18 protein-coding genes, 2 tRNA genes and 1 pseudogene are annotated in these 26945 nt (G+C 33.8%); 5 read left to right on the top strand and 16 right to left on the bottom strand.

From position 1 onward, the window contains the following. From CLU97_RS14625 to CLU97_RS14605, 6 genes are all read right to left on the bottom strand, one after another. Positions 1-2196, bottom strand: a complete 2196-nt coding sequence (locus CLU97_RS14625) for a peptidase domain-containing ABC transporter (protein WP_121488585.1) — start codon at positions 2194-2196, stop codon at positions 1-3. Further along, positions 2190-2978 carry a tetratricopeptide repeat protein gene (locus CLU97_RS14620; RefSeq protein ID WP_121488584.1) on the bottom strand — a complete coding sequence of 263 codons (789 nt, stop codon included), beginning with the start codon at positions 2976-2978 and terminating at the stop codon, positions 2190-2192. The genes CLU97_RS14625 and CLU97_RS14620 overlap by 7 nt, the downstream gene beginning before the upstream one ends. Before the next feature lie 13 nt (positions 2979-2991). Further along, positions 2992-4194 (bottom strand): hypothetical protein, encoded by a 1203-nt coding sequence (locus CLU97_RS14615; RefSeq protein WP_121488583.1) that lies wholly within the window; start codon positions 4192-4194, stop codon positions 2992-2994. Further along, on the bottom strand, positions 4191-4895 hold the full coding sequence (locus tag CLU97_RS14610) for a type II CAAX prenyl endopeptidase Rce1 family protein (protein ID WP_121488582.1): 705 nt from the start codon (positions 4893-4895) through the stop codon (positions 4191-4193). Before CLU97_RS14610 ends, CLU97_RS14615 begins: the two co-directional genes overlap by 4 nt. 79 nt (positions 4896-4974) lie before the next feature. Then, on the bottom strand, positions 4975-5148 hold the full coding sequence (locus CLU97_RS23725; RefSeq protein ID WP_183084578.1) for a hypothetical protein: 174 nt from the start codon (positions 5146-5148) through the stop codon (positions 4975-4977). A gap of 247 nt (positions 5149-5395) precedes the next feature. Then, positions 5396-7117 carry a helix-turn-helix transcriptional regulator gene (locus CLU97_RS14605; RefSeq protein ID WP_183084577.1) on the bottom strand — a complete coding sequence of 574 codons (1722 nt, stop codon included), beginning with the start codon at positions 7115-7117 and terminating at the stop codon, positions 5396-5398. Positions 7118-7384: 267 nt separating this feature from the next. On the opposite strand from CLU97_RS14605, the gene CLU97_RS14600 reads away from it, so the two are divergent. After that, positions 7385-9565: a prolyl oligopeptidase family serine peptidase gene (locus CLU97_RS14600; protein ID WP_121488580.1), complete on the top strand. Its 2181-nt coding sequence runs from the start codon at positions 7385-7387 to the stop codon at positions 9563-9565. Between the two features lie 306 nt (positions 9566-9871). Here the strand turns inward: CLU97_RS14600 and CLU97_RS14595 are convergent. From CLU97_RS14595 to CLU97_RS14575, 5 genes are all read right to left on the bottom strand, one after another. Beyond that, positions 9872-9944 (bottom strand) — tRNA-Phe (locus CLU97_RS14595). A 280-nt stretch (positions 9945-10224) separates the two neighbouring features. Then, entirely contained in the window at positions 10225-11574 is a 1350-nt protein-coding gene (locus tag CLU97_RS14590) for a DUF3472 domain-containing protein (protein WP_121488579.1), read from the bottom strand. Positions 11575-11843: 269 nt separating this feature from the next. Continuing rightward, positions 11844-11916 (bottom strand) — tRNA-Phe (locus CLU97_RS14585). 110 nt (positions 11917-12026) lie between these two features. Then, a complete protein-coding gene (locus CLU97_RS14580; protein WP_121488578.1) occupies positions 12027-13868 on the bottom strand; it encodes a lysophospholipid acyltransferase family protein in 1842 nt (613 codons plus the stop codon). A gap of 22 nt (positions 13869-13890) precedes the next feature. Next, positions 13891-15129: an aspartate kinase gene (locus tag CLU97_RS14575; RefSeq protein WP_121488577.1), complete on the bottom strand. Its 1239-nt coding sequence runs from the start codon at positions 15127-15129 to the stop codon at positions 13891-13893. 324 nt (positions 15130-15453) lie between these two features. Between CLU97_RS14575 and fbp the strand changes: the two genes are divergently transcribed. After that, positions 15454-16470 carry a class 1 fructose-bisphosphatase gene (gene fbp / locus CLU97_RS14570; protein ID WP_034695188.1) on the top strand — a complete coding sequence of 339 codons (1017 nt, stop codon included), beginning with the start codon at positions 15454-15456 and terminating at the stop codon, positions 16468-16470. Continuing rightward, positions 16471-17474: pseudogene (locus CLU97_RS14565) on the top strand (o-succinylbenzoate synthase). Positions 17475-17488: 14 nt separating this feature from the next. Here the strand turns inward: CLU97_RS14565 and CLU97_RS23720 are convergent. Together CLU97_RS23720 and CLU97_RS14560 are read right to left on the bottom strand one after the other, a co-directional pair. Beyond that, on the bottom strand, positions 17489-17656 hold the full coding sequence (locus CLU97_RS23720; protein WP_156118473.1) for a bacteriocin-like protein: 168 nt from the start codon (positions 17654-17656) through the stop codon (positions 17489-17491). A 491-nt stretch (positions 17657-18147) separates the two neighbouring features. Continuing rightward, positions 18148-19278 (bottom strand): alpha/beta hydrolase, encoded by a 1131-nt coding sequence (locus tag CLU97_RS14560; protein WP_121488576.1) that lies wholly within the window; start codon positions 19276-19278, stop codon positions 18148-18150. 153 nt (positions 19279-19431) lie between these two features. On the opposite strand from CLU97_RS14560, the gene CLU97_RS14555 reads away from it, so the two are divergent. Next, the gene (locus CLU97_RS14555) at positions 19432-21105 is read left to right on the top strand and encodes a glutamine--tRNA ligase/YqeY domain fusion protein (RefSeq protein ID WP_121488575.1); all 1674 of its coding nucleotides are present in this window, start codon (positions 19432-19434) and stop codon (positions 21103-21105) included. Between the two features lie 345 nt (positions 21106-21450). Here CLU97_RS14555 and CLU97_RS14550 read toward each other — a convergent pair whose 3' ends face one another. Then, on the bottom strand, positions 21451-23379 hold the full coding sequence (locus tag CLU97_RS14550; RefSeq protein ID WP_121488574.1) for an oleate hydratase: 1929 nt from the start codon (positions 23377-23379) through the stop codon (positions 21451-21453). An 89-nt stretch (positions 23380-23468) separates the two neighbouring features. Continuing rightward, entirely contained in the window at positions 23469-24347 is an 879-nt protein-coding gene (locus CLU97_RS14545) for an AraC family transcriptional regulator (RefSeq protein ID WP_121488573.1), read from the bottom strand. A gap of 304 nt (positions 24348-24651) precedes the next feature. Between CLU97_RS14545 and CLU97_RS14540 the strand changes: the two genes are divergently transcribed. Further along, positions 24652-25833, top strand: coding sequence for an MFS transporter (locus CLU97_RS14540; protein ID WP_121488572.1), 1182 nt, complete (start codon positions 24652-24654; stop codon positions 25831-25833). A gap of 93 nt (positions 25834-25926) precedes the next feature. Here CLU97_RS14540 and CLU97_RS14535 read toward each other — a convergent pair whose 3' ends face one another. After that, complete coding sequence (locus tag CLU97_RS14535) at positions 25927-26892, bottom strand: YpdA family putative bacillithiol disulfide reductase (RefSeq protein WP_121488571.1); 966 nt, start codon at positions 26890-26892, stop codon at positions 25927-25929. Positions 26893-26945 lie beyond the last annotated feature (53 nt).

Genomic DNA, 26945 nt, shown 5'->3' with positions numbered 1-26945 from the left:
TTAATTGCCTAATTCTAATTGGTTTTTGACTAATTCATAATATTTACCACGCATTGAAACTAAATCTTCATGATTTCCTTGTTCTACAATTTCTCCTTTTTCAAGAACAATAATCTGATCTGCATTTTTTACGGTACTCAATCTATGAGCCACTATAATTGATGTTCTTCCTTTGATGAATTGATTGAGGTTTTCCATAATTACTTTTTCATTATTAGCATCTAAAGCAGATGTTGCCTCATCAAAAAAAACATAAGACGGGTTTTTATATACAGCTCTTGCAATCATCATTCTTTGTTCCTGTCCACCACTTAGCCGAACACCAGATGTTCCTAATTCAGTATTGTATTTATTGGGTAAAGTTTGTATAAACTCATCAATATTGGCAACAAAAGCAGAATGATATAGTTTTTCCCTATCAATAATTTCATTTTGTTCGGATTCAGATATATTACCGGCAATAGTATCATTAAACATAAAAGTGTCTTGCATTACCGCTCCACAATTCATTCTCCAAAAATCATTATTTATACCCGCTAAATCAACACTACCTATATCAATATTTCCTTGTGTAGCATCATAAAACTTTAATAAAAGCTTCATTAAAGTTGTCTTGCCACTTCCACTAGCACCTACAATTGCTGTAGTTTTTCCTTCGGGAATTATACAGTTAATATTTTTTAAAACAAATGGTGTAGATTTACCTCCATATCTATAAGATACGTCTCGAAGAATAATGCTTTTATCTTTAGGCAACTCCTTTAGCTTATTTTCAGATACTACATCTTCATCTTCCTTTGTATGTACCTGAGAAAGTCTTTCTAAACTAATTTTAGCGTCTTGCCAATTTTGGATGAAAGTTATAGAGTTAGTAAGTGGAACATTGAGTTGTCCCACTATATATTGTATCGAAGTCATCATCCCTAATGTAAGATCTCCATCTATTACCGCCTTTGCAGAAAGAAAAGTGATGAAAATATTTTTAAATTCATTAATCGTACTTGCTCCAACACTTTGATATTGTGCTAACTTTAAAGAACTTAAGGAAGTTTTAAATAATGTAATTTGTGTAAATTCCCATTTCCATCGATTTTTACGTTGTGAATTATTTAGTTTAATTTCTTTTATGCCACTAATTATTTGCAATAGATTGTTTTGGCTTTGTGAAGTTTGGTCAAAACGCTTAAAATCTAATTCTGCCCTTTTCTTTAAGAAAAAGAAAGTCCAACCTGTATATAAAATGGCAGAAACTAGGAAAACTAAAAATATTTTAAGACTATAATATGCTAAAATACCATTGAAAACAATAAAAGTTACTATCGAAAACAGCATATTAAGCGTGGAAGAAGAAACAAAGTTTTGGACACGAGTATGATCACTGATTCTTTGTAAATGTTCTCCTGCATTTCGAGTATCAAAATAATTAACTGGAAGTTTAAGCATTTTATACAAAAAATCAGAAATCATTTTGATATTAAATCTACTTGTTATATGTATAAGTACCCATTCTCTAAAAATACTGACCAAGGTTTGAGTTGATATAAGAATGAATTGTGATGCTAAAATCAAATATATAAATGGAATATCCTTGTTATTTACCCCAACATCCACAACCGTCTGCATTAGAAAAGGTAAAATAAATTGAATAACAGTAGCCACCAGCAAACCGATAAATAGCTGATTAATCAGTTTTTTATAAGGTTTAAAGTAAGGATATAAAAATGAAAAGCCTTTTGCTTGTATTTTCTCGCCCTCCTGACTATCGAATTTTGTATTAGGTTCTAATAAAAGACAAAATCCAGTTTCATCTGCTGCATTAGTCCAGGCTAATCTAAAATCTTCATGAGAATAACTTAGCAAACCTTGAGCTGGATCTGCTACAGAAATTTTATTTTCATCAGTTTTGTATACAACTACAAAGTGCTTTTGTCTCCAGGGCACAATAAAGGGAGTCGGTGCTTCATTAACTAAGCTTTCCATTGAAACTCGCACACCTAAAGCTCTCAATTCAATAGCCTCCGCAGCCTCTGCTATGCCTGCCATTGTTACACCTGTAGTTGTAATGCTGGCTTTTTCTCGTAAAAACTCTCTAGAAAATGTTTTGCCATAAAATTTAGCAATCATTCGTAAACAAGTAGGTCCACAATCCCTACTGTCTAGTTGTTTATAAAAAGGGAACTTATTTTTTATCACCATATTACCTGATAAGGATATTTTTCATAAATAGCATTACTTTCACTAATTGTATTACCTTCTTCTGCATCTTTTTTACCTTCAGCTAAAAGAATATTAGCTTTAATAGTATCATTCAAATGTTTTAAGCATATAGCTTTATAGAATTTAGCATCTGAAAATCTAGGATATAGTTTTAGAGCCTTATCAAATTCTACAATTGCTTCTTTCCATTTTTGTTGTTCATATTTCGCAATACCGTAATAAAATAAAGTAACTGGATTTACCCAATCTTCACCGTTTTTATTAACCGTAGACTTAATGTCATCCGAGAGTAATTTTTCTGCTTTATCAAATAGATTCAACTGAAGATAACACAAGGCAATGTAAAAGTTATAAGTGTGATCCATTTCATATTGATTTCCATACTTTTTTACACATTCTTTAAAATCATCTATAGCCTTAGAATAATTTTTGACAAAAATACACAAGATAAAAGCTCGATATGGTAGATAAGCTTCCTCATCATAATATACTGCTTTATCAATAAGAGGCATTCCCAATTCATATTTTCTTTGCTTAAACAGAGGCATTGCTTTTTGCTGCCAGAGGTAAGCAATAGTACTGTCTTTTTTCAGACCAGCATCAATATTATCTTGCCATTCTTTAGAAAAAAGCATATACTTCCATGCACCATTTTCCAAATGTTCTTTTATAATTTCCTGTTGTAAAATTTGTCTTGCATCTTTTTCTTGGGAAGAAAATAAAGAAAACATAAAAAGACAAAATAAAACTGTTATCTTCATTAAGTTTTTTTTATTATGTTAATGGATTTAGCTCTATAAACTTGGAATAGGTAAAATTATAGGGTTGATTGCTTAAATCATAGACTTTAACTTCATCAAACCATTTTTTTGACATTTCTAACCATGTGTTTTTAATTTCTTTGTATATACTTAAACCATTTTCAGTAAAATATTTTAATGCATTTTCTTCTGTTGCAAATGGTTCTTTATCTATTAGAACAAAATCATTGTAACATTTATTGATATAGAACGCAATTCTTCCTTTGGCTTCATGAACTTGTCTTTTGTCAAAATCTCCTGCATCTAGACATGCATCTAGACAAGTAAAGCTCGTATAATAAGTGTAAAAAGCATGGAATAATACGTACAAATCTCTATTTTCTATAAAAGTTCCGTTAGGCAATTTAATAGTTTCTAAAACTGTTTCTTTAGGAACTTTGAAAAAATCTTCAACGTTGGAAAGTAAAGTATAAAAGATGACATGACCTGTCTGATGTGCAATATCATCTACAAAAAACACTTCATCATAATTTTCTTGGTAAGCATTATAGAACCCTATGCCGACCGCTTTCGGAGTAGCAAAAGAGTTTCTTTCATAGGTGTCTACATTGAAAACCATACATTTATTAGCATATTTTTCAATTAATTGAAATTGCGTTGGTATATTCTTCTTAATGAGTTGATAAGCTTTAGTAAGATGTACTAAATGCTTTTCTGTTATTTTCTCTATTTCTACCTCTATTAATTTCTTATCAACATTAAAAAAACATTGTTCCAAAAGTGGAATAGGATACTTTAGTACTTCTATAGAAGTATTTTCTATTAAAGAAAGATGCTCTATAGTAAAATCTACCTCTAAGCCTTCTTTTTCTAAAAGCATTTCTTTCTTGTGAAATACCAAACGAGTATTTTTTTCATTAGTAATGATCCAGCCTGTATTCGGTATATAGAATCTTCCAAAATTGTCAGTTTGCACTCGAAATTTATTCTCACTAGAAAATCCAGCCAAGATTTGTTCTAATGGCACAATACTACTGTCACTACTATTAAAATAAGAGAAAAATAAAGGTTCTTGATAAATTGTTTCACTTTCAAAATCTAAAGAATTAAAAATGTTCACATCTCTTTTGTAAAGCAAAAGCTTAATATTTTGATTTTGTGTTTCCAATCCTTGTTCTAGAAAAGGCAACAATATTGGTTGTAATGGATTGTTCATATTATTTTAGAAAGAATCAGTGGTATAAAATTGTTTATAGAATGTGTGGCAACACTAGCTCCAAATCCCATCCTTATTCTTATATAGCATAGAATGAATCCGAAGAAAATTTGAGGAGCAAAAGTTATAAAATAGTAAATTATAGAATTATTATTTGTCGTATAGTTTCCTATGTGAATAGCACCAAAAAAAATACAGGATATGATAATAAATAATTTTTGATTCTTCTCCCAAAAACTGATTATTTTCTGATTTTCATATCTTTTCAAAAGAAAAAATAATGCTGTAAAAATTGAAATAAATACTAAAACGAAAATTAATACATATGGAATACTACTGAACCAATGCACTCCAAAAACTTTTGCACTTACCCATAATAAAATATATGCAACACTTATAGATATATTTATTTTATCATATATAAGCCATAATCTAAAAACAATCTCCTCTAATAAAGGACCTAAAAGCACCGAAAGAAATAAGGAATTTGTTAATGTATTCATTTCTCCATCATATTTTAGAGGTTCTAAAATGCCTTTGATTTGTAAAAGAATTCTAATTCCCGTAATTAGTAATATAAATAAATATTGTAATAGCAAAAAACTGAAAATATTAATAATTTTTGAACAAAGAGGTAAGGAAGATACAGTTTCTTTGGTGGGGGAAAAATAAAAATAAAATAAATTTTTAATATAAACCATTAGTTTTGTATAGTAATCGATATTATATAAAAATTCAAGGAAGAACTTTTGCACTTCCTTGAATTATAAACTCTACATTCTATAAGAAAATTTCTTTTCCTATGGCTATGATAGCTTTAGCAATTTGCCCTGTAGTACCGTGGCATTCACTGAAATCGCCTCCTTCGACTTTTTGCATTACTTCTTCTGTTTGTACTTTTTCTGCCATATCCTTAAAGGCATCTAAGCTTAATTTTTTTGTTTGTCTTTCCATCTGCTTTAATTTTTTTTAGATGATTAATGTTTTTGTCATACAATCCCTGACATGGGATTTTTGCTGATCAGCTCTATTTATACTTTTCATACTGCGCATTACGAAAAGAAAATACTTGTGTTTTTACCTGAGACAAACTTAGGCAAGAGTTGAGCATAAAAAAATAATAGGTATCAGGATTTATAAATTCATATTATGAATTTATAAATTGCTAAAATTAAAAACAATTGAAAATCAGTTGATTAAATTATTGTTGAGTCTCGATTTCTTTAATGTAAATTGAAGGGGTAGTTCCGGTTTTTTTCTTAAATGCAGCCGCAAATGCCTGCACATTATTATAACCAATTTCTTCGGCAATAGCCGGTAATTTATAAGACCGGAATTTCTTATCGGTTACAAGCCGTTCCAAGACGTAATCAATGCGCAGGTCATTAAGATAGGAAGTGAAATTCTTGCCTTTATGATTATTGATCGTTTCAGACAAATAAGACGTATTGGTTTTTATATTTTTTGCCAGACTGGCTAATGTAATCCCATTTTTTAAAAACAATTGTTTATTTTCAAAAGTTTCCAATTCATTTAGAATAAATAGAGTAACCTCTTCTGGAACAGTTTTAGTTATTATATTTTCTGTTTCAGCATGTTCAGGAGTTTGAGACAGCTCAGGAATTTCTTTTTTAATATCTGTAGTAGATTCAGAATTTCTTTTTTCAATACTATGAATCAGTTCCTGGGCAATTTTTCGTTGTTCTTTTGCTGTTTTCTTTGCTTTATAATAAAGATAAAGAATCAAGAAAAGAATTAATAATAAGATACCAATTGAAGCATATAAAATTGTTTTCCTGTTTTTTAAATCGTTGATGATATCTTCTTTTTCCTGTAAAAGGGTAGGGGTATCATATTTCTTGGGCAGTTCTGTGGACAAATATTGAAACTGCTCATCAAGTTTTTTGTCTACTTTTAAAAAACGGTCAATATAATACAATTGTTTTTCTTTATCGTTCTTTTCTTTGTAATAATCTATGAGATAGGTATATACTTCTCGAAGTTCAGGAAAAGTATTATTGCTTTTCTGTATATTAGAATCTATCTTTATAAAATTTTGAACTGCTTTGTCCTTTTCATGTAATCCTACGTAAGCTTTACCCAAAACAAATAAGGTATAGTTAGTATTTAAATCACTAGAATCTGTTGAAAAGTATTTTTTACAAAGCTGCAAGTCGCTGACTGCTTTCGTGTAATTTTTCGTTTTAACATTATAATAGCCCTGTTGAGATAAGTATTTATAGTAATTGTACTTATCTTTACTTTTTAAAGAAAATTGAATTCCTTCTTGAATTAATGCTTTTGCAGAATCTAACTCATTAAGAACTATATAGGCATCCACTAAATTCTGCTGTATCTGGCTCCGTTCAATACTGTATAAGGACTTACCATTATACAAATAATGTCTAAAAGTTTTTGCTGCCTCTTTATATTTTCCAATATAGTTTTGTAAAAAAGCAATATTGAGCTCTGTAAAAGCAATTTGTCTTTCGTTTTTATTTTCTTTTGCATATTTTAATGCCAAAATGTAACTATCAAGTGCTTGTTTTAAATAATCAAATTTAAAGTATAAGTTTCCACGTAGTAAATAAATTTTTGCGGGGTATATTTTTTTGTCTAAACTTTTAGAATAGATTCCTACGCTATCAATATACTTCAAGGCATCGGTAAATCCTGCGTCAAACTGCATAAGCATATACCCTTCTGCTATTTGACTTTGATTTCTTTCAGTTTTTGCCTTTTGAAGAAAATATTTAGCGATTAATTTAGATTCACGGGTTTTATCTCTATGGTAATACTCATCAAATTTAACTTTAAGATCTAAGAAACTATATTTTTTTAGAGAATCATTCTCAAGTATCTTTTGAGCAAAAAATGCATTATTAACTATAAAAAATAAAAAGAGATATTTATGTTTCATCATTCTCATATAAGTGCAATACAAAACTATTAATTTCAATATATAAAATTGCATTATATATTAATATGTAAGCTTTTTAAGATTATAAATTTATAAATCTATACATATAGTTTTTTAAATCTAAAGATATTTAATTTGTTACATGCAATTAAATTTTTCAAATTTGAAAGTTATAATGATTAAGATTAATATGAGTACAATTGGGCTTATAGAGTTCAGGAATCTATTCTTTCTATCAAAAGATCAGTCAAGTTGTAAATGTAAATGATAATGAAGCAATTAATATTTATCATTATTAGTACTTTGTGTGTAATTCTTCTGAATGCCCAAAAAATTAATTTGGCACCATCTAAACCTGTTACTGACAATTATTTTGGTACGGAGGTAGTGGACGAATATAGAAATCTGGAAAATTTAGATGATCCGAAAACTCTTAATTGGATGAAGTCTCAGACGGATTATACAAGTTCTATTTTAGACTTGATTCCTAATAGGAATTATTATTTAGAAAAGAGAATAGAGTTTGATAAAAGACAGGGGTATTCTATATCTGATTTGAAAATTACGAGTAGTGATAAATACTTTTATTTGAAGAAAAATGGCAACGAGAAAGTAGCTAAATTATATTATAGGGATGGTTTTCTAGGTGAAGATAAATTACTTTATGATCCTAGTGATTATAAAAAGAATGAAAATAATCATGACTTTATTATCAATTATATAAATCCAAGCTGGGATGGAAATACAATTGTAATTTCAATGGCTGAGAAAGGTAATGAATTATCGGAAGTGATTATTATGGATGTAAAAACAAAAAAAGTTCGTTCCGAAATTATTACAAATGTTGACCCTGTAAGCTCCGGAGGAATCAAATGGCTGGATGATAATAGTGGGTTCATCTATCTTTATTATCCTACATCTAATTCTAAATCTCGGGATTTTTATAAAAATTCACAGTCAGTTTTATATAAAATTGGTACAGATCCCAAAAAGATAAACGATGTTTTTTCTCGTAGAAATAATCCTGATCTTAATATTGCTGAAGATCAATTTCCCATAATTTTAGATTTTGAAAAGGATGATCAATATTACATAGGAATGATTGTAGATTATGATTATTTCAGGAAAACTTTTATTATTGAGAAAAAAGATTTATTAAAAGGCAAAAAAAACTGGAAATTACTCTCTGATATAGGTGATAAAGCAAAAAATTTGGAATTATATAAAGATGACGTTGTTTTCCTATCTAGTTACAATTCATCCTTTAACAAGTTGTGTAAAACAAATATTAACAACCCAAATTTTAAAGATCCGAACGTCCTCGTTCCTGAAAAAAAAGATGAATTCATCAAGAGTTACAGAATTACACAAGATGGTATATATTATACCACGACTAAAAATGGAGTGGAAGCCAAATTATATTTATATAAGGATGGCAGAGATATTCCAATTAAACTTCCTTATTCGTCTGGAAATATTAGTTTACAATCCCAAGGAGAAAATTCATCCAACATTTGGATAGTCTGCTCTGGTTGGGCAAATGATGAACAACGTTTTAGATATGATATAAAAACAAATACTCTCAAACCAGAAAATCTTGTTCCTATTACAGAATACCCTGAATTCAAAGATATAATAGTAGAAGAAATTACCGTAAAATCTAGAGATGGGATAGAAATTCCATTATCTTTAATATATAATAAAAACTTAATTAGAAATGGTAGGTCTCCACTATTAATGGAAGCATATGGTTCGTATGGTATATCTGATGCTCCTATTTTTGCTAAGAGTTACTTGTTATGGGCAAATCAGGGAGGAATAATGGCAATTGCTCATGTCAGAGGTGGAGGAGAAAAAGGTGAACAATGGCGTTTGGGAGGATATAAAGAAACAAAACCCAATACATGGAGGGATTTAATAGATTGTACAGAATATTTGATTAGGGAAAAATACACCTCAAAAGATAAAGTTGCTATTTGGGGCGCTAGTGCTGGAGGAATTACAGTGGGCAGGGCTATGACTGAAAGACCAGACCTTTTTAAAGCTGTTATCGCTGAAGTAGGTGTAATGAATCCTCTTAGAGATGAGACAACACCTAATGGTCAGCCAAAAGAATTTGGCACAATCAAGGACCCAAAAGAATTTAAAGCATTGCTAGAAATGGATTCTTACCATCATATTAAAAAAGGAATAGAATATCCTGCTACTTTTATTACAGGAGGAATAAACGATCAGAGAGTTACCGTTTGGGAACCTGTGAAATTTGCTGCCAAGCTAATGGCTGATGATGCTTCTAATAATCCTATCTTATTGAAAGTAGATTTTGAAGGGGGACATGGAGGTAATGTACCTGTTGCTCAAAGATATTCTAATTTAGGAGATATTTTTGCTTTTGCATTCTGGCAGCTTGGACATCCCGATTACCAGCCAAAAGAAAACACAAAAAAATAAATGTCACGTTTTCCGTATCAATTTTTTGATGGATATGTTGTGCGAACTCCTTTATTTTCACGCAAAGACTTTCAATAGGCAATAACACATTGTACTTCATTCTGCTTATTTTCAGTAGTTCGGTTGGAAAGTTCAGTTTAAACACTTCTAACATTCTCAATAACGAAATTGAAAATGACCAATTGTCAACTGATAATCTATTGGGGAATACTAAAGCGACAATAATCCGTTAAATTAAGAATCCTAAGAATAATTCCAAAAATACAGCAACAAAAAAACCTCTAAAATAAATTAGAGGTTTTAAAGTGGTTTCTCCAGGAATCGAACCAGGGACACATGGATTTTCAATCCATTGCTCTACCAACTGAGCTAAGAAACCATTTATGTTTTCGTTTATTACTTCGTTGTTTTAAAGTGATGCAAAAGTATAACATTTTATAACACCGCGCAAGTTTTTTACTTTATTTTTTTGAATAAATCTACCGGTATAGACTGTTTTTGGCTTCAACGCTTTGTTCATCAATGATTTGGGGTAATTAATTTTTTTATTTTTTAGAGATTTAAAATTAAATGATCTCAGCTCAAAGAAGAAGTGCAGACAAATTAAAAAAGCCAGCTCTTATGTGAAGTCGCTGGCTTAATTATTTTAAGTGGTCATTTTATGGAAGTGTAGAAAAATTGATGTTCGGAGCCTGTGTAGGTGCAGTAACCGAAAACGATGTTCCGGGAGCAATAATCGTATTAAAGAATCCTCCATTTTGCAAAAAGAAAGAATTACCACTTGTTCCTCCCATTGCATCTATTCTTTGTTGGGCATTATAAGTATTATCCACACTGAATTTTGCCCCTGAAACAGCAAACCAGTTGCCGTCTGAAGTTCTTATCCATTGGTTTTTAAATTCTGCCTTTCTGCCCTGATATCCATTTTCAGGATTGAAATTCTCAACAAAGCTGTAGAAGCTTTTAAGATAAGTACTGGTTTGAGGTCTTTTCCAGCTGGCTATCAGTTTCCATGTTGTAGCATCTGGTGAGAGAAACCATGCTGTGAAATCTGTTTTTCCGGTGCCATCCGGTTCGCCTTTTAATAAGAATTTATAGGTTTGCCCTGCCACCCAGTTATATTTATAATAACTTTGCCCGCCGGAACCTTCATTGCCAAATTCTCCAATCGTTACCCCGGTACCGGCTCTGTTCAGAATAATTTTGTGATCAGGAGGAATATTATTCGGATCATCGGTCTCAAATGGACTCCATACAGAGAATAAAATTCTTCTTTCCGTAGCAGAGTTCACCTGCATTCCAAAATAGCCCGCACTAAAGCCATTCGCCATAAAATAAGAGCCAATCTTATCTTCTCCCACCGGAACTGTTACTTCATTGTAATAATAGCTCACATTGCTGGTTGTTGGAATTACATAATTAAGATGACAGGAAGGCCCTCTACGCGCCCAATAATAATAAGAAGGATCATTGCTGTAAACATTGGTTCCTGTAGAAGCGGCTCCACTGAAAGTTACATTCGTCACATCAGCAAAATAGCCACCGGTTTTAGAGACACCCTGAAGATCGACCTTTACATAGCCCGGAGAGGAAATAGTAAAATCTCCAACAGTATAGTCCTTATATCCGGAACCCGTTAAAGTAACATTTTTAGAAGTGCCGCCTACCGTTACTTTTACAACACTTGTACCCGAAGGAACAGAAGCTTTTAATCCAATGTTTAACGTTCCCGTACTGCTTACCCTGAAATAAGTGCTGATCACAGTATTGGAGTTCGTCCAGTTACCTAGATTACTTGAGGTGATGACCTCGCTGGCTCCCGAAGGTTTTACCGTTAAAAAAGAATTTCCCGCAACCGGAACACTGAAAGCCGAAGCTTTTCTTAATGCTGAGGTGTTTTTCTGTGCTGCAACAGTATCTTCAGCTGCCATAGTGTTTTCTGCACATGATTGAAAAACAAGCAATGCAGCGATACCCAGAAAAGTATCGGCTAATAATTTTAATCTCATAATATTTATTTGTAAGGTGATTTGTTCTACTAAATTAAGTCATAGCTATCAAATAAAAAATTAATTCCCAGAATTTTGATTAATTTTTTTTATTTTTTTAAACAAATGAATAATCATAAAGCTTATTCAGCGGCAGAGTCGCTCTTCTTTGCACCTTGAATTTTAGAATGAGAAAATTATTTCTTTGCGTTAAATAAGAGAAAGATTACAAAAGAAAGTACTAGATGTAAAAACAAAAAAACCTCTAAAATGAATTAGAGGTTTTAAAGTGGTTTCTCCAGGAATCGAACCAGGGACACATGGATTTTCAATCCATTGCTCTACCAACTGAGCTAAGAAACCATTATATTTTTGTTTGACTTACTTCGTTGTTTTAAAGTGATGCAAAAGTAGTAAGTTTTAGTATACAAAGCAAGTATCCATCGTACTTTTTTTTGAATAAAGTTAAAAACTTACTGATTATCAGCCGGATTATTTTCCTGCTCTTTTCTGATCTGTTCACTCATCTCTTCCAATACCGGTTTAATCGTGTTTTCCGGAAGATCACTGATTCGGATGTACATCAATCCGTCAATCGCATCATTGAAATTTGGATCTACATTGAAAGCGATTACTTTAGCATTCTGCTTGATGTATTTTTTGATCAGAACAGGAAGTCTTAATTCGGGTTCAAGGTCATCAATGATTTTATCCAGCTTGTTAAGGTCAGATTCCATTTCCTCAAAGAAAATGTTTTTATCCCTGTCACGAAGCTTTACCTTATATTCATTCCTTGGAGTGATATATTGAGCTACCGCGGAATCAAAATAATTGGAACGCATAAATTCGATCATCAGTGATTTTGAGAATTCCGAGAATTTGTTGGAAATACTCACACCACCCATAAGGAATTTATGATCAGGATTTCTCAGGCATACATGCACAATTCCTCTCCATAAAAGGAAGAGTGGAAGAGGTTTCTGTTGGTATTCCTGACAGATGTAAGCACGGCCCATTTCGATCACCTTTTTGAAGAAAGGATGAATGTCCTGTTCAAACTCAAATAAAGAGCTTGTGTAGAAGCCTTTGATGCCATATTTTTTCATTACCTCTCTACCCAGTGCCATTCTGTAGGCTCCAGCCAGTTTTTTCTCACCGTTATCCCAAAGGAACAGGTGGTGGTAATGTTTATCATATTCATCAAGGTCAAACGGAAGATTACTTCCTTCACCTACCGCACGGAAAGTAAGCTCTCTCTGACGTCCGATTTCCCTCATGATAGAAGGAATTTCTTCGTAAGTCGTGAAGTAGATCTCATAATTTCCGTTGCTGAACAGCATTTTATCAGTTCCTCTCAGCTTGTCAACATCTTTTATGATGTCTTCCACAGGAGTTTCGTCAATGATGTTCTGAACAATATTTTCTTCCTTCAGTAAAGGAAATTTTACAGATAAATTCTGAAGATTGATACTTTGGGCAAGGGATTTTCTCTTTTCATAGTAAGATTTCATCATATATACCTTGCGTTTAAGAAACTCTCCCAATTCCTCAATCGTCTCCATTTCATCCATTGCCTTCACCGTAATAGGGCGTCCGATTCTGATTCTGATAGGTTTTTCCCTGTCATTCATCATTTCCGCAGGAAGCATCAGCGTCTGCAAATTCGGGTGAAGTTTGGCCACCTGATAAAAAAGTCGGCTGTTCTTTGCATGAAAATACATAGGAACTACCGGCACTTTAGCCATTCTGATCAGCTTAAGTGCCGTTTTTTCCCATTCCTTATCTAAAATTTCTCCGTAAGGATTGTTTTTGTTGGAAACTTCTCCTGCCGGAAAAATACCTACACAGCCTCCGTTTTGTAAATGCTTGAGTGTTTCACGCATTCCTGAAGAGCTGCTGTAAGCTTCTTTTCTGTTTTCAAAAGGATTTACAGCGATTACGTACGGTTCCATAGGTTTGATTTTTTCCAAAAGGAAATTCCCCATTACCTTGAAATCCGGACGAACCTCTGATAAGACCTTGCACATAAGAATTCCGTCAATAGCACCGAGCGGGTGATTGGAAACCAGAATAAACGGTCCCGTTTTCGGAATCTTTGCCAGATCCTCTTCAAAAGCTACATAGCTTAGGTTTCTTTCTCTCACAAATGAGTCGAAAAAGTCTTTGCCTTCCTTGTCTTTTAGTTTGTCGTATAGTCTATTTACTTCATTTATTTTAGCAATGCTCATCACAGCAGATGCTACCGGGTTCTTGAGAAACCCAATTTTATTTAAGCCGGAAGCTTTGATCAGATCGTTTTTCGAAATTAAACTCATGTGTGTTTAGTCGCAATTAATATTATTGTGTTACCATTTGAAGCGTATTCTTAGAAATTTGTTCTAACAATACATTCTTTTCATGGTAAAATTTATCAATGTGATCCATCTTCGCATTTCTTACTGTGAATAAAGATACATTTTTAATCGCTTCGGTTTTAAAAATTTTTTGAAGCTCTTCGTTGAGCTCATCAATATGATTAAACTTATCCTCAAGGCACAGCGCCAGGGAGATCGCAGAATTCTGCATTAGTGAAACTTTGATCTTATATTTAGATAAAAATCCGAAAATTAAGCTCATATGATCTTCTGCAATAAAAGAGAAGTCTCTTGTTGAGATTTTCAAAAGATCCTGATTTTCTTTTAAAATATAAGATTCTTCCTGTTGGTTTTTGTCGGAAGCACCTACTTTTGTTCCTTCTTTAGTAGGATCCACGAAAGATTTTACATAAAAAGGAATATTTTTTTGTTGTAGCGGCTGCAATGTTTTCGGGTGAATAACGCTAGCTCCGTAATACGCCATTTCAATCGCTTCTTCGTATGAAATATTAGAAAGAAGAGATACATCCTTGAATTTTCTCGGATCTCCGGTCATTACTCCGGGTACATCTTTCCAGATGGTCATCGCATCAGCATTTAAGCAGTAAGCAAAAATAGCAGCAGAGTAGTCAGAGCCCTCTCTTCCTAACGTCACCGTAAAATTATTGTCGTCAGAACCAATGAATCCCTGCGTTACATAGCAGATTTCTGGATTAAGATTAGAGATAAATTCTTCCGTTCTTGCCCAGTCTACCGTACCTTCTCTGTATGAATTATCCGTTTTTACATAATCTCTGGCATCCAGCCACTGATTCGTAAATTGAATTTCATTCAGATATTCGCTCAGAATTTTTGTAGAAATCATTTCTCCACAGCTTACCACCTGATCGTACACAAAGTTGTAGTTAGGAGACTTATTTCTTCTTAAAAAAGAATCAATATCATCAAAAAAGAGATTGATTTCAGCAAAAACCGCATGATTTTCAGGAAAAAGCCCTTCCGCAATCTCAATGTGTTTTCGTTTTATCTTTTCAATCTCAGTTTGATAGTTATCCTTTTTGAAATAAAGTTCTACAACTTTTTCCAACTCATTCGTCGTTTTGCCCATTGCTGAAATTACCAGCAAGCATTTGGCAAATCCCTGGCTTTTTAGAACCATAGACACGTTTTTCACACTTTCGGCATCTTTTACAGATGCTCCACCAAACTTGAAAATTTTCATTAAATTGTTAAAAATAAAATTGTTAGATAAAAAAATACATGAGTTTTTTACGGACGTCAAAATTATAAATTTACAACGAGATATGAAATAGCCTATCGCAGAGATAGAATTAAGATTTCCTTAAAATCAACAAATAATGAAATAATCTGAATTTTTCATGCGTCTGATGTAACAAATTTGGAGGCATAATTTTCTGCAAAGACTAGGTATTACGCTATGTTAGGTTTGTATCGTGTTGAAATACAGTTAATAACCTCTTTTTTAATTAAATTTTCTTAATGCAATAAATTTTCCGAAATTTGGGCAAAACGTAAAAAGAAAAATATGTCAAATCAACCATTACAGACTTTAGGAGAATTTCTTATAGATAAGCAGGACGATTTTCAGTATTCTACAGGTGAATTCTCTCGTCTTCTAAGTGCAATAAGATTGGCTTCGAAAGTGGTAAACAGAGAAGTAAATAAAGCCGGGATTGTAGATATTACAGGCGCTGCCGGAAACCAAAACGTTCAGGGAGAAGAGCAGCAGAAATTAGACGTTATTGCTAATGAAATTTTTATTACGGCTTTGTCTCAAAGAGAGGTTGTTTGTGGTATTGCTTCTGAAGAAAATGATGATTTTATCGACATCAAATGCGGTGAGAATGGTCATTTAAGCAAATATGTAGTACTGATCGATCCTTTGGACGGATCTTCTAACATTGACGTTAATGTTTCTGTAGGAACTATTTTCTCAATCTACAGAAGAGTTACCGAACCAGGAACTCCGGTACAGTTGGAAGACTTTTTACAAAAAGGAATCAATCAGATTGCGGCTGGATATGTTATTTATGGATCTTCTACCATGATTGTGTATACTACAGGAAACGGAGTAAACGGATTTACACTGGATCCTTCTTTAGGAACGTATTATCTTTCCCACCCGAATATGACTTTCCCAAAAACAGGAAAAATCTATTCTATCAACGAAGGGAATTACATCAAATTCCCTCAGGGAGTTAAAAATTATCTTAAATATTGCCAGATGGAAGAAGGAGATCGTCCTTATACTTCAAGATATATCGGTTCTTTGGTAGCAGATTTCCACAGAAACATGCTGAAAGGAGGAATTTATATTTATCCGTCATACTCACAGGCTCCGAATGGTAAATTAAGACTTTTATACGAATGTAATCCTATGGCCTTCCTTGCAGAACAGGCTGGAGCGAAAGCAACCGATGGATTCAGGAGAATTCTTGAAATAGAACCTACGGAACTTCACCAGAGAATTCCTTTCTTCTGCGGAAGTATTGAAATGGTAGAAAAAGCTGAAGAATTTATGCGTATCGACAGCGTGAAATAAATGGAAGCACAATATTTACAATATTTATTACAATTCAAACGCCCGAGTGGAACATCTCGCGGCGTTTTGCTTGATAAGGAAACCTATATTCTGACCATTTATGAAAATGGAAAAAAAGGAGTAGGGGAATGTGCCATTTTCAGAGGTCTCAGTTTTGACGACAGGCCTGATTATGAAAACAAACTAAAATGGCTTTGTGAAAATATCAATCAGGATTCCGTTTTTTTGAAAGAAGAACTGAAAGAATTTCCGTCAATCTGGTTCGGATATGAACAGGCTGTTCAGAATCTGAAATATGGTGATAGTCTTTATTTTCCAAGTGAGTTTACTGAGGGAAAGTCTGCCATTACCATCAATGGTCTGATATGGATGGGGGATGCAGGATATATGGAAGAACAGATTCAGGAGAAACTGGAAAAAGGATTTCACTGTATTAAATTAAAAATTGGGGTCGATTGGAAATCCGAATATGTAATTCTTCAAAAGTTAAGAGAAAAATTTTCCAAAGATCAGTTGGAACTTCGTGTGGATGCTAATGGAGGGTTTGGTAAAGATGAAGCAGCTATTGTGTTGCAGCAGCTTGCGGATCTTAATATTCATTCCATTGAGCAACCCATTAAAGCCGGAAACTGGAGTGATATGGCAGAATTATGTGCCCAAACACCTACTCCGATTGCTTTGGATGAAGAACTGATCGGAATTATTAATCCTGAAAAAAGAAACAGCTTTTAGAAACAATAAATCCTCAGTATATTATTTTGAAACCTGCTTTGGTAGGAGGTTTTTCCGGTTCGGATGAATGGATTTCCATGGCTGAAAACCAAAATATTGACTGGTGGATTACGTCAGCGCTGGAAAGTAATATCGGTTTGAATGCTATTGCTCAGTATACATTTACCAAAAAAAATCCAATGCCTCAAGGTTTGGGCACTGGAGCTTTATTTGTCAATAATTTTGAATCTGATTTAGAACTCAGAAATGAGCTGCTTTGGTTCAAAAAATAATGTTTAAAAGTTAATTAGCATAATGGTGGTGGCGAATCCGGACATGTAGTCTGGCCACAGTAATCTGGTCCCCATGATCTGCAGCACATAGCCACTGGATTCCAGCTGTTACATCCAAGAGGTGGTCTTCCTCCTTTGATGGTTTTTAATTCTCCTCTTTTGATTTTTTTTAGATTTTTCATGCTATTAATTTTATTTGATTGGTAAGTAAATGTCGAAATTTTTTTTCAATTATACAATGTATTGGGAATTATTTAACTTAATTGTGAAATTTTTACATTATGTCAAAAATCATTCAGGTTGGAATAAAGCCTTTTTGTAAGAGTGTATTAATTTAGAATGGGAGGAATTGATTCCGGTATATAAACACGAAAATATATTCCTGCATTTGATTTGTAGGAATAATAATTATAGGTCGGTTCTGTTTAAAGGATAAAGTAGTTGTTGGGTCGGATAGTTTTTTGTTTTAAAGTTTTTATTCAGTTAAATCACATCTTTTACGAAGATGGCCTTCTTTATATAGCTTAAAATATAAGAAAACCTTTTTTTAATCTGTTCCATAATAAAAAATTGTAATTCCCTATAGATTGAATTGGCAATCTCTATGCCATACTATAAAAGTGAATTAATTTTAACATAGAGTTCATTTTTTAAGGATTATTTTAATTATTTGTTAAGAAATAATTGTGAAAATATTTTCGTTATCTTTTGATCTGTTGGTAATTAAATTTCTGTCTATTCCGTATAAATTCTGAAAGATATCATTCTGTACCTGTGAACTGGAAAGATATCCCCAGTGATTTCCAACTTCATATTTAAAGCTGTTCAGCAGATCATCTTTTACAAACGTACAGTCGATGATAGACACAATATCTTTGTATTGATCAATATTACTTGGCCCATTTTTACCAAGCCTTGGGGTAAGGATATTTTTCGTAAACTGAGAAGCTCCCAGAATGAGATCCTGCCTGTTCAGATAAATGGAAATTTGGTTGGCTAATAATGGTAGTTTATTGTATGAATCTTCAGAATCTTCAAATACTTTATAGCTTACATCCGCATTCAGCAGTAAAACCTGGTCGATAACACGCAGAATATTCTCTTTTTTAAGACTGTAAAGCATGCTTTGAAGTACTCTGTTTCCCAAAGAATGGGCCATGATATGAATTCTTTGGTTGCAGGGTTTCAGATCCCTGTTGGAAAAAATATCTTTTAAAAACTGAGTATAGAAGTAAAACATTCTCATCAGAGAGGAACCGGAATTGATACTGGAAGCTTTATCATCAAAATAGCTCAACGGAATCATACTTCCTGAAGCCGGCCAGCTTACAAATAAAATATGTTCTACAGGAGATGCCGGATTATCAATGAATATTTTCTTAAGATCAATAATAGCCTTTAATTCATCGTCAAAATCATACAGATAACCGTGGATAAATATAAGTACATCACTTCTGTCCTTTGTGGAAGACATATTTTTGTACAGTTCATAAAACATTTTTTGGGTTCCGCCAAGATTATTGGCTGTGAGAGTGGATTTTTTAATCCCTTTTTCGCTCAACAAAACGTCCAAAACTTCTTCATAGCCCTGTTTTTCCGGCTCGGAGAAAAGCTTATAATTTACAATATTCCTGTTGGTGTAGCCTTTTTTCTTTTTGGCCTGAGCAGTCGGTTCCTTATAATTATCAAAATCACATTTGGCGATTCTGAAATTGGGAATAGAGTATTCGTCATTAGAAAAAGAGTCCAGGCTCTCCCCTTTATGACGTACAATTTTCCGGTTACTTAAGATATAAACGGCCATGATTGATGTTGGGTTATATGGTTTTAGCTTTATCGAAATTAGTGAAAATTCCTGAAATACAATGGATAAGGGTTTTAAATTATCACTTTTACAAACGCTTATTTTTCCGTAACTTTGTGAAACTTTTTTTGCTAAAAAATAAAAGCTACTTTAATGGAAGAAGAAAAAAAATCACTCAATTTTATTGAGCAAATTATTGAAGATGATCTGGCAAACGGTTTGAAAAGAGATCAGATCCGTTTCCGTTTTCCACCTGAACCGAATGGTTATCTGCATGTAGGTCACACAAAAGCGATCTGCATCAACTTCGGTCTTGGTGAAAAATACAATGCTCCCGTAAACCTTCGTTTTGACGATACGAACCCTGAAAAAGAAGAGCAGGAATTCGTAGATTCTATCATGAAAGATGTTGAATGGTTAGGTTTCAAATGGGATAAAGTGTTGTACGCATCCGATTACTTCCAGCAGCTTTATGATTGGGCAGTTCAGTTAATTAAAGAAGGAAAAGCTTACGTAGATGAGCAGCCGTCTGAAGTGATTACTGAGCAAAGAAAGAACCCTGCAGAACCGGGAATTGAATCTCCATACAGAAACCGTCCTGTTGAAGAGTCGTTAGATTTATTCGAAAGGATGAAAAACGGAGAATTTGAAAGTGGTTCAATGTCTCTTCGTGCAAAAATCGACATGGTTTCGCCCAACATGAATATGCGTGACCCTGTTATGTACAGAATTTTGAATAAGCCTCACCACAGAACCGGTACAGCCTGGAAAATTTATCCAATGTACGACTGGGCTCATGGTGAATCCGACTATATTGAACAAATTTCGCATTCACTTTGCTCTTTGGAGTTTGAAAACCACAGACCTTTGTACAACTGGTATTTGGATCAGGTTTATGAAGATGGAAAGGTAAAAAACAAGCAGAGAGAATTTGCAAGGATGAATGTTTCCTATATGATTACTTCCAAAAGAAAGCTTCAGAGACTGGTAGCTGAAGGGGTAGTAACCGGATGGGATGATCCTAGAATGCCTACCATTTCAGGGATGAGAAGAAAAGGATATACTCCAACTTCTATCAGAAACTTTATTGATAAAGTAGGGGTGGCGAAAAGAGAAAACCTTATCGAAATTCAATTGCTTGATTTCTGTGTACGTGAAGACCTGAACAAGGTAGCTAAGCGTGTAATGGCGGTAGTAGATCCTGTAAAATTAGTGATCGAAAACTATCCTGAAGACAAGGAAGAATGGTTAGAGACTGAGAACAATCCTGAACAGGAAAATGCAGGAACAAGAGAAGTTCCATTCTCAAGAGAGCTTTATATTGAACGTGAAGACTTCAAAGAAGAAGCGAACAATAAATTCTTCAGACTTAAATTAGGCGGTGAAGTTCGTTTGAAATCTGCTTATATCATTAAAGCTGAAAGAGTAGAGAAGGACGAAAATGGTGAGATCACTGCCATCTACGCTACGTATGATGAGAAGAGTAGATCCGGAAGCGGAACAGAGGAAAGTTTAAGAAAAGTAAAAGGAACTTTACATTGGGTATCTGCAAAACATGCTCTTCCTGTAGAAGTGAGAACTTACAATCACTTGTTTACAGTAGAACAGCCTGATGCGGAAAAAGATGTAGACTTCTTAAACTTCATCAATCCTGAATCTATAGCAATAGTAAAAGGATTTGCTGAGCCAAGCCTGAAGGAGGTTGCAGTTGGTGAGCCATTACAGTTCCAGAGAATTGGGTATTTTACAAAAGATCAGGATTCTACAGACGATGCATTGGTGTTTAACCGTACAGTAACGTTAAAAGATTCTTTTAAACCTGAATAATTTTTCGGGAATATATAATACATAAAGCAGGACTTCATTGAAGTTCTGCTTTTTTTGTTGGAAAAGGCAAAGGCACTAAGAAGTTTATACTTTGTGAATATTTAAGGTGCAAGGAAATCGAAGATTTCCGGCAGGTGCAATACAATCTAATCAATCAATATTTTTAACTTTAGAAATCAACAGTGTTCAATTTTATCAGAAAGGAATAATCTTGCACTTTTGCGTTTGTCACCAGATACATATAAACCATAATCAATTTAAAGGTATTTAATAAACAAAAAGCAGGACTTAATACAAGACCTGCTCTTATTTTAATAGTTTAAAACTTTTTGTAATCTAATATTTTTAATCTTTTACTCCCTTTATCCATTCCTGAAATCTGGTTAAGAAAGATTCATGTTCTTCTTTTTCTTCAGGGCGGTTGACCAGAATGTGCTCAAAATAAGTTCCTTTTAATATTTTTCTTAAAATTCCTTCTCCTAAGAAAGGTTTATAATCATTAAGAGCCTGAGCCGCTTTTAATAAATGTCTGATATCATATTGTAATGGATTGATATCCGGAACCTGCTTATTAAGATTCAAAAGATTGTAAACTGCTATTCTTGCCGTTCTCACAGAACTTTCCATAGTGAATACGACATCATTATTGGTTTCTACAAACTGTCCTACAAGACCTAAGTTATTACATCCTTCAGGAACCACTCTCGGACGGTCTCCCATTGCTCTTGGCATAAACATAGAGGTTATATAAGGCATGAATGCTGTACGTACAATGGTATTTTCTATAACGTTATCCAGTTGATCTGTCATTCCAAGATGGTAACATAATTCAGCAAGAATTTCGTTTCCGGTACACTGAGGCATTGGTTTTTTAATGTAATTACCTTCTTTATCCATCAGTAAAGCATATACCCATACTACAAGGATATCATCCGGCTGAGTAGGGAAGTGTGGCTGTCTGTTGCAGGTAAAGCTCATCACCCAATTAGAGTCTGTAATGGTAATAATACCTCCTGTAGCAGTTCTTCCGGAATAAGGGTCATTCACACATAGTTCTTTCAGTTTCTCTGTGAAAGCAGAAGGGCGACATGTTAATGTAGCAGATTCCCATGAAGATTTTTCAATGTGGCTGCAGAATTTTTCCGGTTTCCCGAATACTTCAGATTTTGCAGCAAGATTTTTCCACAGTTTCCATCCTGCACTTTGTCCTGCACTGCTATTGTCAATCGTGACTTCAGGAACGGTATTGTTGTCTCCGTAGAAGGTGCTTTCCGTCATTGATCCGGTAGTTACAATAACGTAATCATCTTTACCAATCGGAATTCTTACTTCTTCTCCGTTTTGTTCAGTGATAATTCCTTCTACTGTTTTTCCTTCCGTATTGATATGGATGTCAAGATCTTTTACCAATGTATTAAACTGGATCTGTACCCCTTTTTCTACCAGGAAGTTTTTCAATGGAGTTACATAGGTGTCATATTGGTTGTATTTTGGGAAAACCAGACATGAGAAGTCTTTCATTCCGTCTATTGCGTGGAGAAACCTGTGCATATACAGTTTCAGTTCCAGTAAGCTGTGCCAGTTTTCGAAAGCAAACATAGAACGCCAGAAGAACCAGAAATTACTGTTGAGGAAAGATTGAGAAAAATAATCTTCAATTGTAAGATCATCAAGCTCTTCTTTTTTCTTTAGTAAAAGTTTTACAATCGCCAGCTGATCTTTTTTCTCAAGACCGAATTTACTGAAATCCTGGATCTGTCCCTGATTGTGAATCAGTCTTGCTTTAGAATAATTCGGGTCATTGTCATTGATGAGTCGGTATTCATCCAAGACACTGTATGGTGCAGGCAGTTCCAAAGCGGGAATATCCTGGAACATATCCCATAAATTCTCATAAGTCATATCCATTTCTCTTCCTCCACGAATGATGTAACCGTCTTTAGCATTACCGGCGCCATCCAAAGATCCGCCTTCAACATTTAATTGGTCAAGGAAAATAATGTTTTTGCCGGGAACACGGCCATCACGGATGAAATAATAAGCGGCAGACATTCCTGCAATTCCGCTTCCTACAATATAGATTTTACTGTTTTCGTAAGATTGTAAAGGAATACCTTTATTACGTTGATAGTTTCCGATCTGATCGGAGAAAGGCATTGTTTTTTCAGGAGTGTTAATCTGAACTTCTTTACTTGAATCCGGTTCGTGGTTTACTTTCCCGAACTGGTCAGAGGCATTTAAAACTTTGTCGAATTTTGAATTGATCGTACTCATTTTGTATTGTTTTTAATTAACAGTATAAAGGTACCTCTATTCACAAAGCAATATATATCCCTAAGTTCAGAATTATTATCCCCAAATTCTCATGACTGAATATTTTCTTTCATTCTATACTCTGAAGGAGAAAGTGCAGTATGTTTTTTAAAAAAACGGCCGAATGCCGAGGCGGAATTAAACTGAAGTTCAAAAGCAACTTCCGAAATAGTGAGATCAGGATTACCAAGCATGACATAAGCTTCTTTCAATAGGGCTTCATCAATGACCTCATGAGGTGTTTTTCCGCTTGCTTTTTTAATAATTTCGATGAGATATTTATTGGAAACATGAAGCTGATCTGCATAAAACTGAACCATTCGCTCCCGGGTTATATTTTCTCTGATCAGTTTACTGAATTTCAGATAAAGATCTTTTTTACCCTCTTCTTTCTTAGGATTTGCAAAATTTTGCTGTTCCATAATTTCCGCGGTTTCCAGCAGAATATGAAAAATAATAGTGCGGATAATTTCATCCGTAAACTTACCTTGCTTATTTGATTTTTTATCAAGATCATCCAGAAGATTTTGCAGTAACAAAGAATTCTTTGCCGAGGTTTTTACAATGCTGTATGAACCTTTGGAAAAAAGATTCATTTTCTCGATAATAAACGGATTGGAAATATTTTTAATCAGAAAATTCTTGTCGAAGAACAGTAACTTCATCCTAAAATCATCACTTGTTTTTACAAACTTCACAATGGTAGAAGGCGCAGCCATAAGAAAACTGTGAGCATCTACCTTGTATTCCTGTTGGTCTATCTCAATATTTATTTCTCCTGAGGTACAAATGCATAATGCATAATAATCCATTCTAAAGGGAGCTTTTGGAAATTCGAAAATATGTTTTCCTGAAGAAATGTAATAAGATTGCCGGCAGTCAATACTGTAAAACGATAATGTATCATGTAAATTTTCGTAGGTTACCATTCTTACGTATTGATTAAATTTTTATTGTGTTTTTAAGTTTTTAAGCTTAAAAAAATATCGTTATTACTGCAATTTACGATTTTTATAAAAGTTCTACGGCTTTAAATACCAAAAAGATTCATTTCTTCCAAAATGAAGTCAATGGGGGCAGCTTTAAGGAGTTTATTGATAAAAAAAGGGTTTAAATAAAGGCTTTTGGGTTATTTTTATCTAATTTTGCACTTTCAAATTTCCCCAAAATATTATTGTGAGATTAATTAACGTATATACGAGTTCTTTCAAAGGACTCTCGCAGGAGAGTTGGATGCTGGCGTTGGTAATGCTCATCAACAGGGCTGGTTCTATGGTACTTCCGTTTCTTGGAGTTTATATGACGAATCATTTGCATTTCAGTATTGAAAATTCCGGAATTGTGCTAAGCTTTTTCGGGATAGGTTCGGTCATCGGATCATGGCTGGGTGGGATGATTACAGATAAAATAGGAGAGTACAGGGTACAGAGCCTGAGTCTGCTTCTCAGTGTGCCTTTATTCTGTATGATTCCGCTTTTTACAACAGAAGCAGGGTTGGCAGGGATTATTTTAGCCCAGAGTATTGTAAGCGAAACTTTTCGTCCTGCCAACTCGGTGGCGATCACAAAATACGCAAAGCCAGAAAATATTACCAGAGCTTTTTCCTTAAACCGTATGGCCGTTAATTTGGGATTTTCTATCGGACCAGCATTGGGAGGAATTCTCTCTGCTATTTCTTATGAATTTCTGTTTTTCAGTAATGCACTGGCTGCTTTGCTGGCAGGGTTGATGTATATCTGGTTCTTTAAAGACCGTGCAAGATTAGCAAAGCAGAAAGCTAAATTGGTAAAAGAAACCATTGTAGTTAAAAAAGAAAGTTCGCCGTATCGTGACGGCAATTTTTTGATTTATTGTGCGTTCTGTATGTTCTTTGCCATATGTTTCTTTCAGATTTTCAGTACATTGACCATATTTTATAAGGATACTGCGCATTTGAGCCAGCAGAATATCGGGTATATCCTGGGATATAGTGGTTTTCTGATTGTACTGCTGGAAATGGGATTGGTACAGGTTGCTGAAAAATATTTTACTTTAGCTTTTACCATGCTGTTCGGGACTTTTCTGTGCGGAATTTCCTATGCCATGCTGGCTTTTGATTACAGTATCATTACTCTTGTGTTGTCTATGACATTACTTTGTGTAGGAGAAATCTGGACGCTTCCCTTTATGTCTACCATCACAGCATTACGTTCGGGTGAGAAGAATAAAGGTGCTTATATGGGATTGAATGGAATTTCTTTTTCAATAGCATTCATTGTTACGCCTTATATAGGAACGTTGATTGCTGAAAAGTTAGGCTTCAGTATATTGTGGATTGGAACAGGAGTATTGGCAGTGGCTATTGCCGTAGGTTTTTACTTTATCATTCCATGGATGCTTAAGGATAAAAATAAAGTGGAAGAAGATGTAATATAAGAAATATCATGATTTTGACTCATGAATTTAAAAAAGCTTCGGGCAATTTCGTAGAAATTGCCCGAAGCTTTTAATATGTATTGCTTTTTATAATTAAGACTTGGAAAGTATAGAATTGATAATCATATTCGCATGGATTCTCGAATTCTCAATGAACCAGAGATGCGTGTCTTTTCCTCCACAAACCACTCCTGCAAGATAAAGATTGGAAATATTGGTTTCCATTGTTTCGGGATTATAAAAAGGATTAAGGCAGTCTCCCTTCAACTCGATCCCTGAATTTTTAAGAAAATCAAAATCCGGAAGATAACCTGTCATTGCCAATACAAAATCATTGTCAATTTCATTAGTTTTTCCTTTTTCATCTTTAAAAATCACAGTGTTTTCTGTTATTTCAATCATTTCTGCATTAAAATAAGCTTTAATACTTCCTTCTGCAATTCTGTTTTCAATATCCGGTTTTACCCAATATTTTACACTTTTTGAAATTTCGGAGTGACGGACAATCATCGTTACTTCAGCTCCTTTTCTATAGGTTTCCAGTGCTGCATCTACAGCAGAATTGCTTGATCCTACAACCACTATTTTCTGCCTTGCATAAGGATAAGGTTCGGTATAATAATGTTTGACCTTCGGAAGATTTTCGCCTGGAATATTCATAAGATTAGGAATATCATAGAATCCGATTGCAATCACAATATTCTTAGCAAAATAGGTTGATTTGGTCGTTTTGATCTCAAATACTTCAGCATTTTTGGAAACACTCAACACCTTTTCATAGAGATGGATGTTGATCTTTTTCTGTCGGGCAATTCCCTGATAGTATTCCAACGCTTCCTGTCTTCCTGGCTTGGGAGCAGCAGAAATAAAAGGAATTTCATCAATTTCAAGTTTTTCAGCTGTAGAGAAAAAGCGCATGTATAAAGGATAATTGTACAGTGAGTTAACAATAGTTCCTTTTTCAATGATTAAATGGCTAAGGTTATTTTTTTGAGCTTCAATAGCACAGTTTAGACCAATAGGCCCGGCTCCGATAATGAGAATGTCCAAAATTTCCATACAACAAAGGTACAACTGAAATTATAAATTATGAAAGATGACTTATGAATTAT

Source organism: Chryseobacterium sp. 7 (assembly GCF_003663845.1).
Classification (GTDB): Bacteria; Bacteroidota; Bacteroidia; order Flavobacteriales; family Weeksellaceae; genus Chryseobacterium.
Note: the sequence above shows the minus strand (reverse complement) of the source record. Positions and strands in the feature narration are given on the sequence as shown.

What these genes read in the sequence shown, in the direction of transcription:
- CLU97_RS14625 (WP_121488585.1), bottom strand. Translation starts at nt 2,196, where the DNA reads ATGGTGATAAAAAATAAGTTCCCTTTTTATAAACAACTAGACAGTAGG.
- CLU97_RS14620 (WP_121488584.1), bottom strand. Translation starts at nt 2,978, where the DNA reads ATGAAGATAACAGTTTTATTTTGTCTTTTTATGTTTTCTTTATTTTCT.
- CLU97_RS14615 (WP_121488583.1), bottom strand. Translation starts at nt 4,194, where the DNA reads ATGAACAATCCATTACAACCAATATTGTTGCCTTTTCTAGAACAAGGA.
- CLU97_RS14610 (WP_121488582.1), bottom strand. Translation starts at nt 4,895, where the DNA reads ATGGTTTATATTAAAAATTTATTTTATTTTTATTTTTCCCCCACCAAA.
- CLU97_RS23725 (WP_183084578.1), bottom strand. Translation starts at nt 5,148, where the DNA reads ATGGAAAGACAAACAAAAAAATTAAGCTTAGATGCCTTTAAGGATATG.
- CLU97_RS14605 (WP_183084577.1), bottom strand. Translation starts at nt 7,117, where the DNA reads ATGATGAAACATAAATATCTCTTTTTATTTTTTATAGTTAATAATGCA.
- CLU97_RS14600 (WP_121488580.1), top strand. Translation starts at nt 7,385, where the DNA reads ATGAAGCAATTAATATTTATCATTATTAGTACTTTGTGTGTAATTCTT.
- CLU97_RS14590 (WP_121488579.1), bottom strand. Translation starts at nt 11,574, where the DNA reads ATGAGATTAAAATTATTAGCCGATACTTTTCTGGGTATCGCTGCATTG.
- CLU97_RS14580 (WP_121488578.1), bottom strand. Translation starts at nt 13,868, where the DNA reads ATGAGTTTAATTTCGAAAAACGATCTGATCAAAGCTTCCGGCTTAAAT.
- CLU97_RS14575 (WP_121488577.1), bottom strand. Translation starts at nt 15,129, where the DNA reads ATGAAAATTTTCAAGTTTGGTGGAGCATCTGTAAAAGATGCCGAAAGT.
- fbp (WP_034695188.1), top strand. Translation starts at nt 15,454, where the DNA reads ATGTCAAATCAACCATTACAGACTTTAGGAGAATTTCTTATAGATAAG.
- CLU97_RS23720 (WP_156118473.1), bottom strand. Translation starts at nt 17,656, where the DNA reads ATGAAAAATCTAAAAAAAATCAAAAGAGGAGAATTAAAAACCATCAAA.
- CLU97_RS14560 (WP_121488576.1), bottom strand. Translation starts at nt 19,278, where the DNA reads ATGGCCGTTTATATCTTAAGTAACCGGAAAATTGTACGTCATAAAGGG.
- CLU97_RS14555 (WP_121488575.1), top strand. Translation starts at nt 19,432, where the DNA reads ATGGAAGAAGAAAAAAAATCACTCAATTTTATTGAGCAAATTATTGAA.
- CLU97_RS14550 (WP_121488574.1), bottom strand. Translation starts at nt 23,379, where the DNA reads ATGAGTACGATCAATTCAAAATTCGACAAAGTTTTAAATGCCTCTGAC.
- CLU97_RS14545 (WP_121488573.1), bottom strand. Translation starts at nt 24,347, where the DNA reads ATGGTAACCTACGAAAATTTACATGATACATTATCGTTTTACAGTATT.
- CLU97_RS14540 (WP_121488572.1), top strand. Translation starts at nt 24,652, where the DNA reads ATGCTGGCGTTGGTAATGCTCATCAACAGGGCTGGTTCTATGGTACTT.
- CLU97_RS14535 (WP_121488571.1), bottom strand. Translation starts at nt 26,892, where the DNA reads ATGGAAATTTTGGACATTCTCATTATCGGAGCCGGGCCTATTGGTCTA.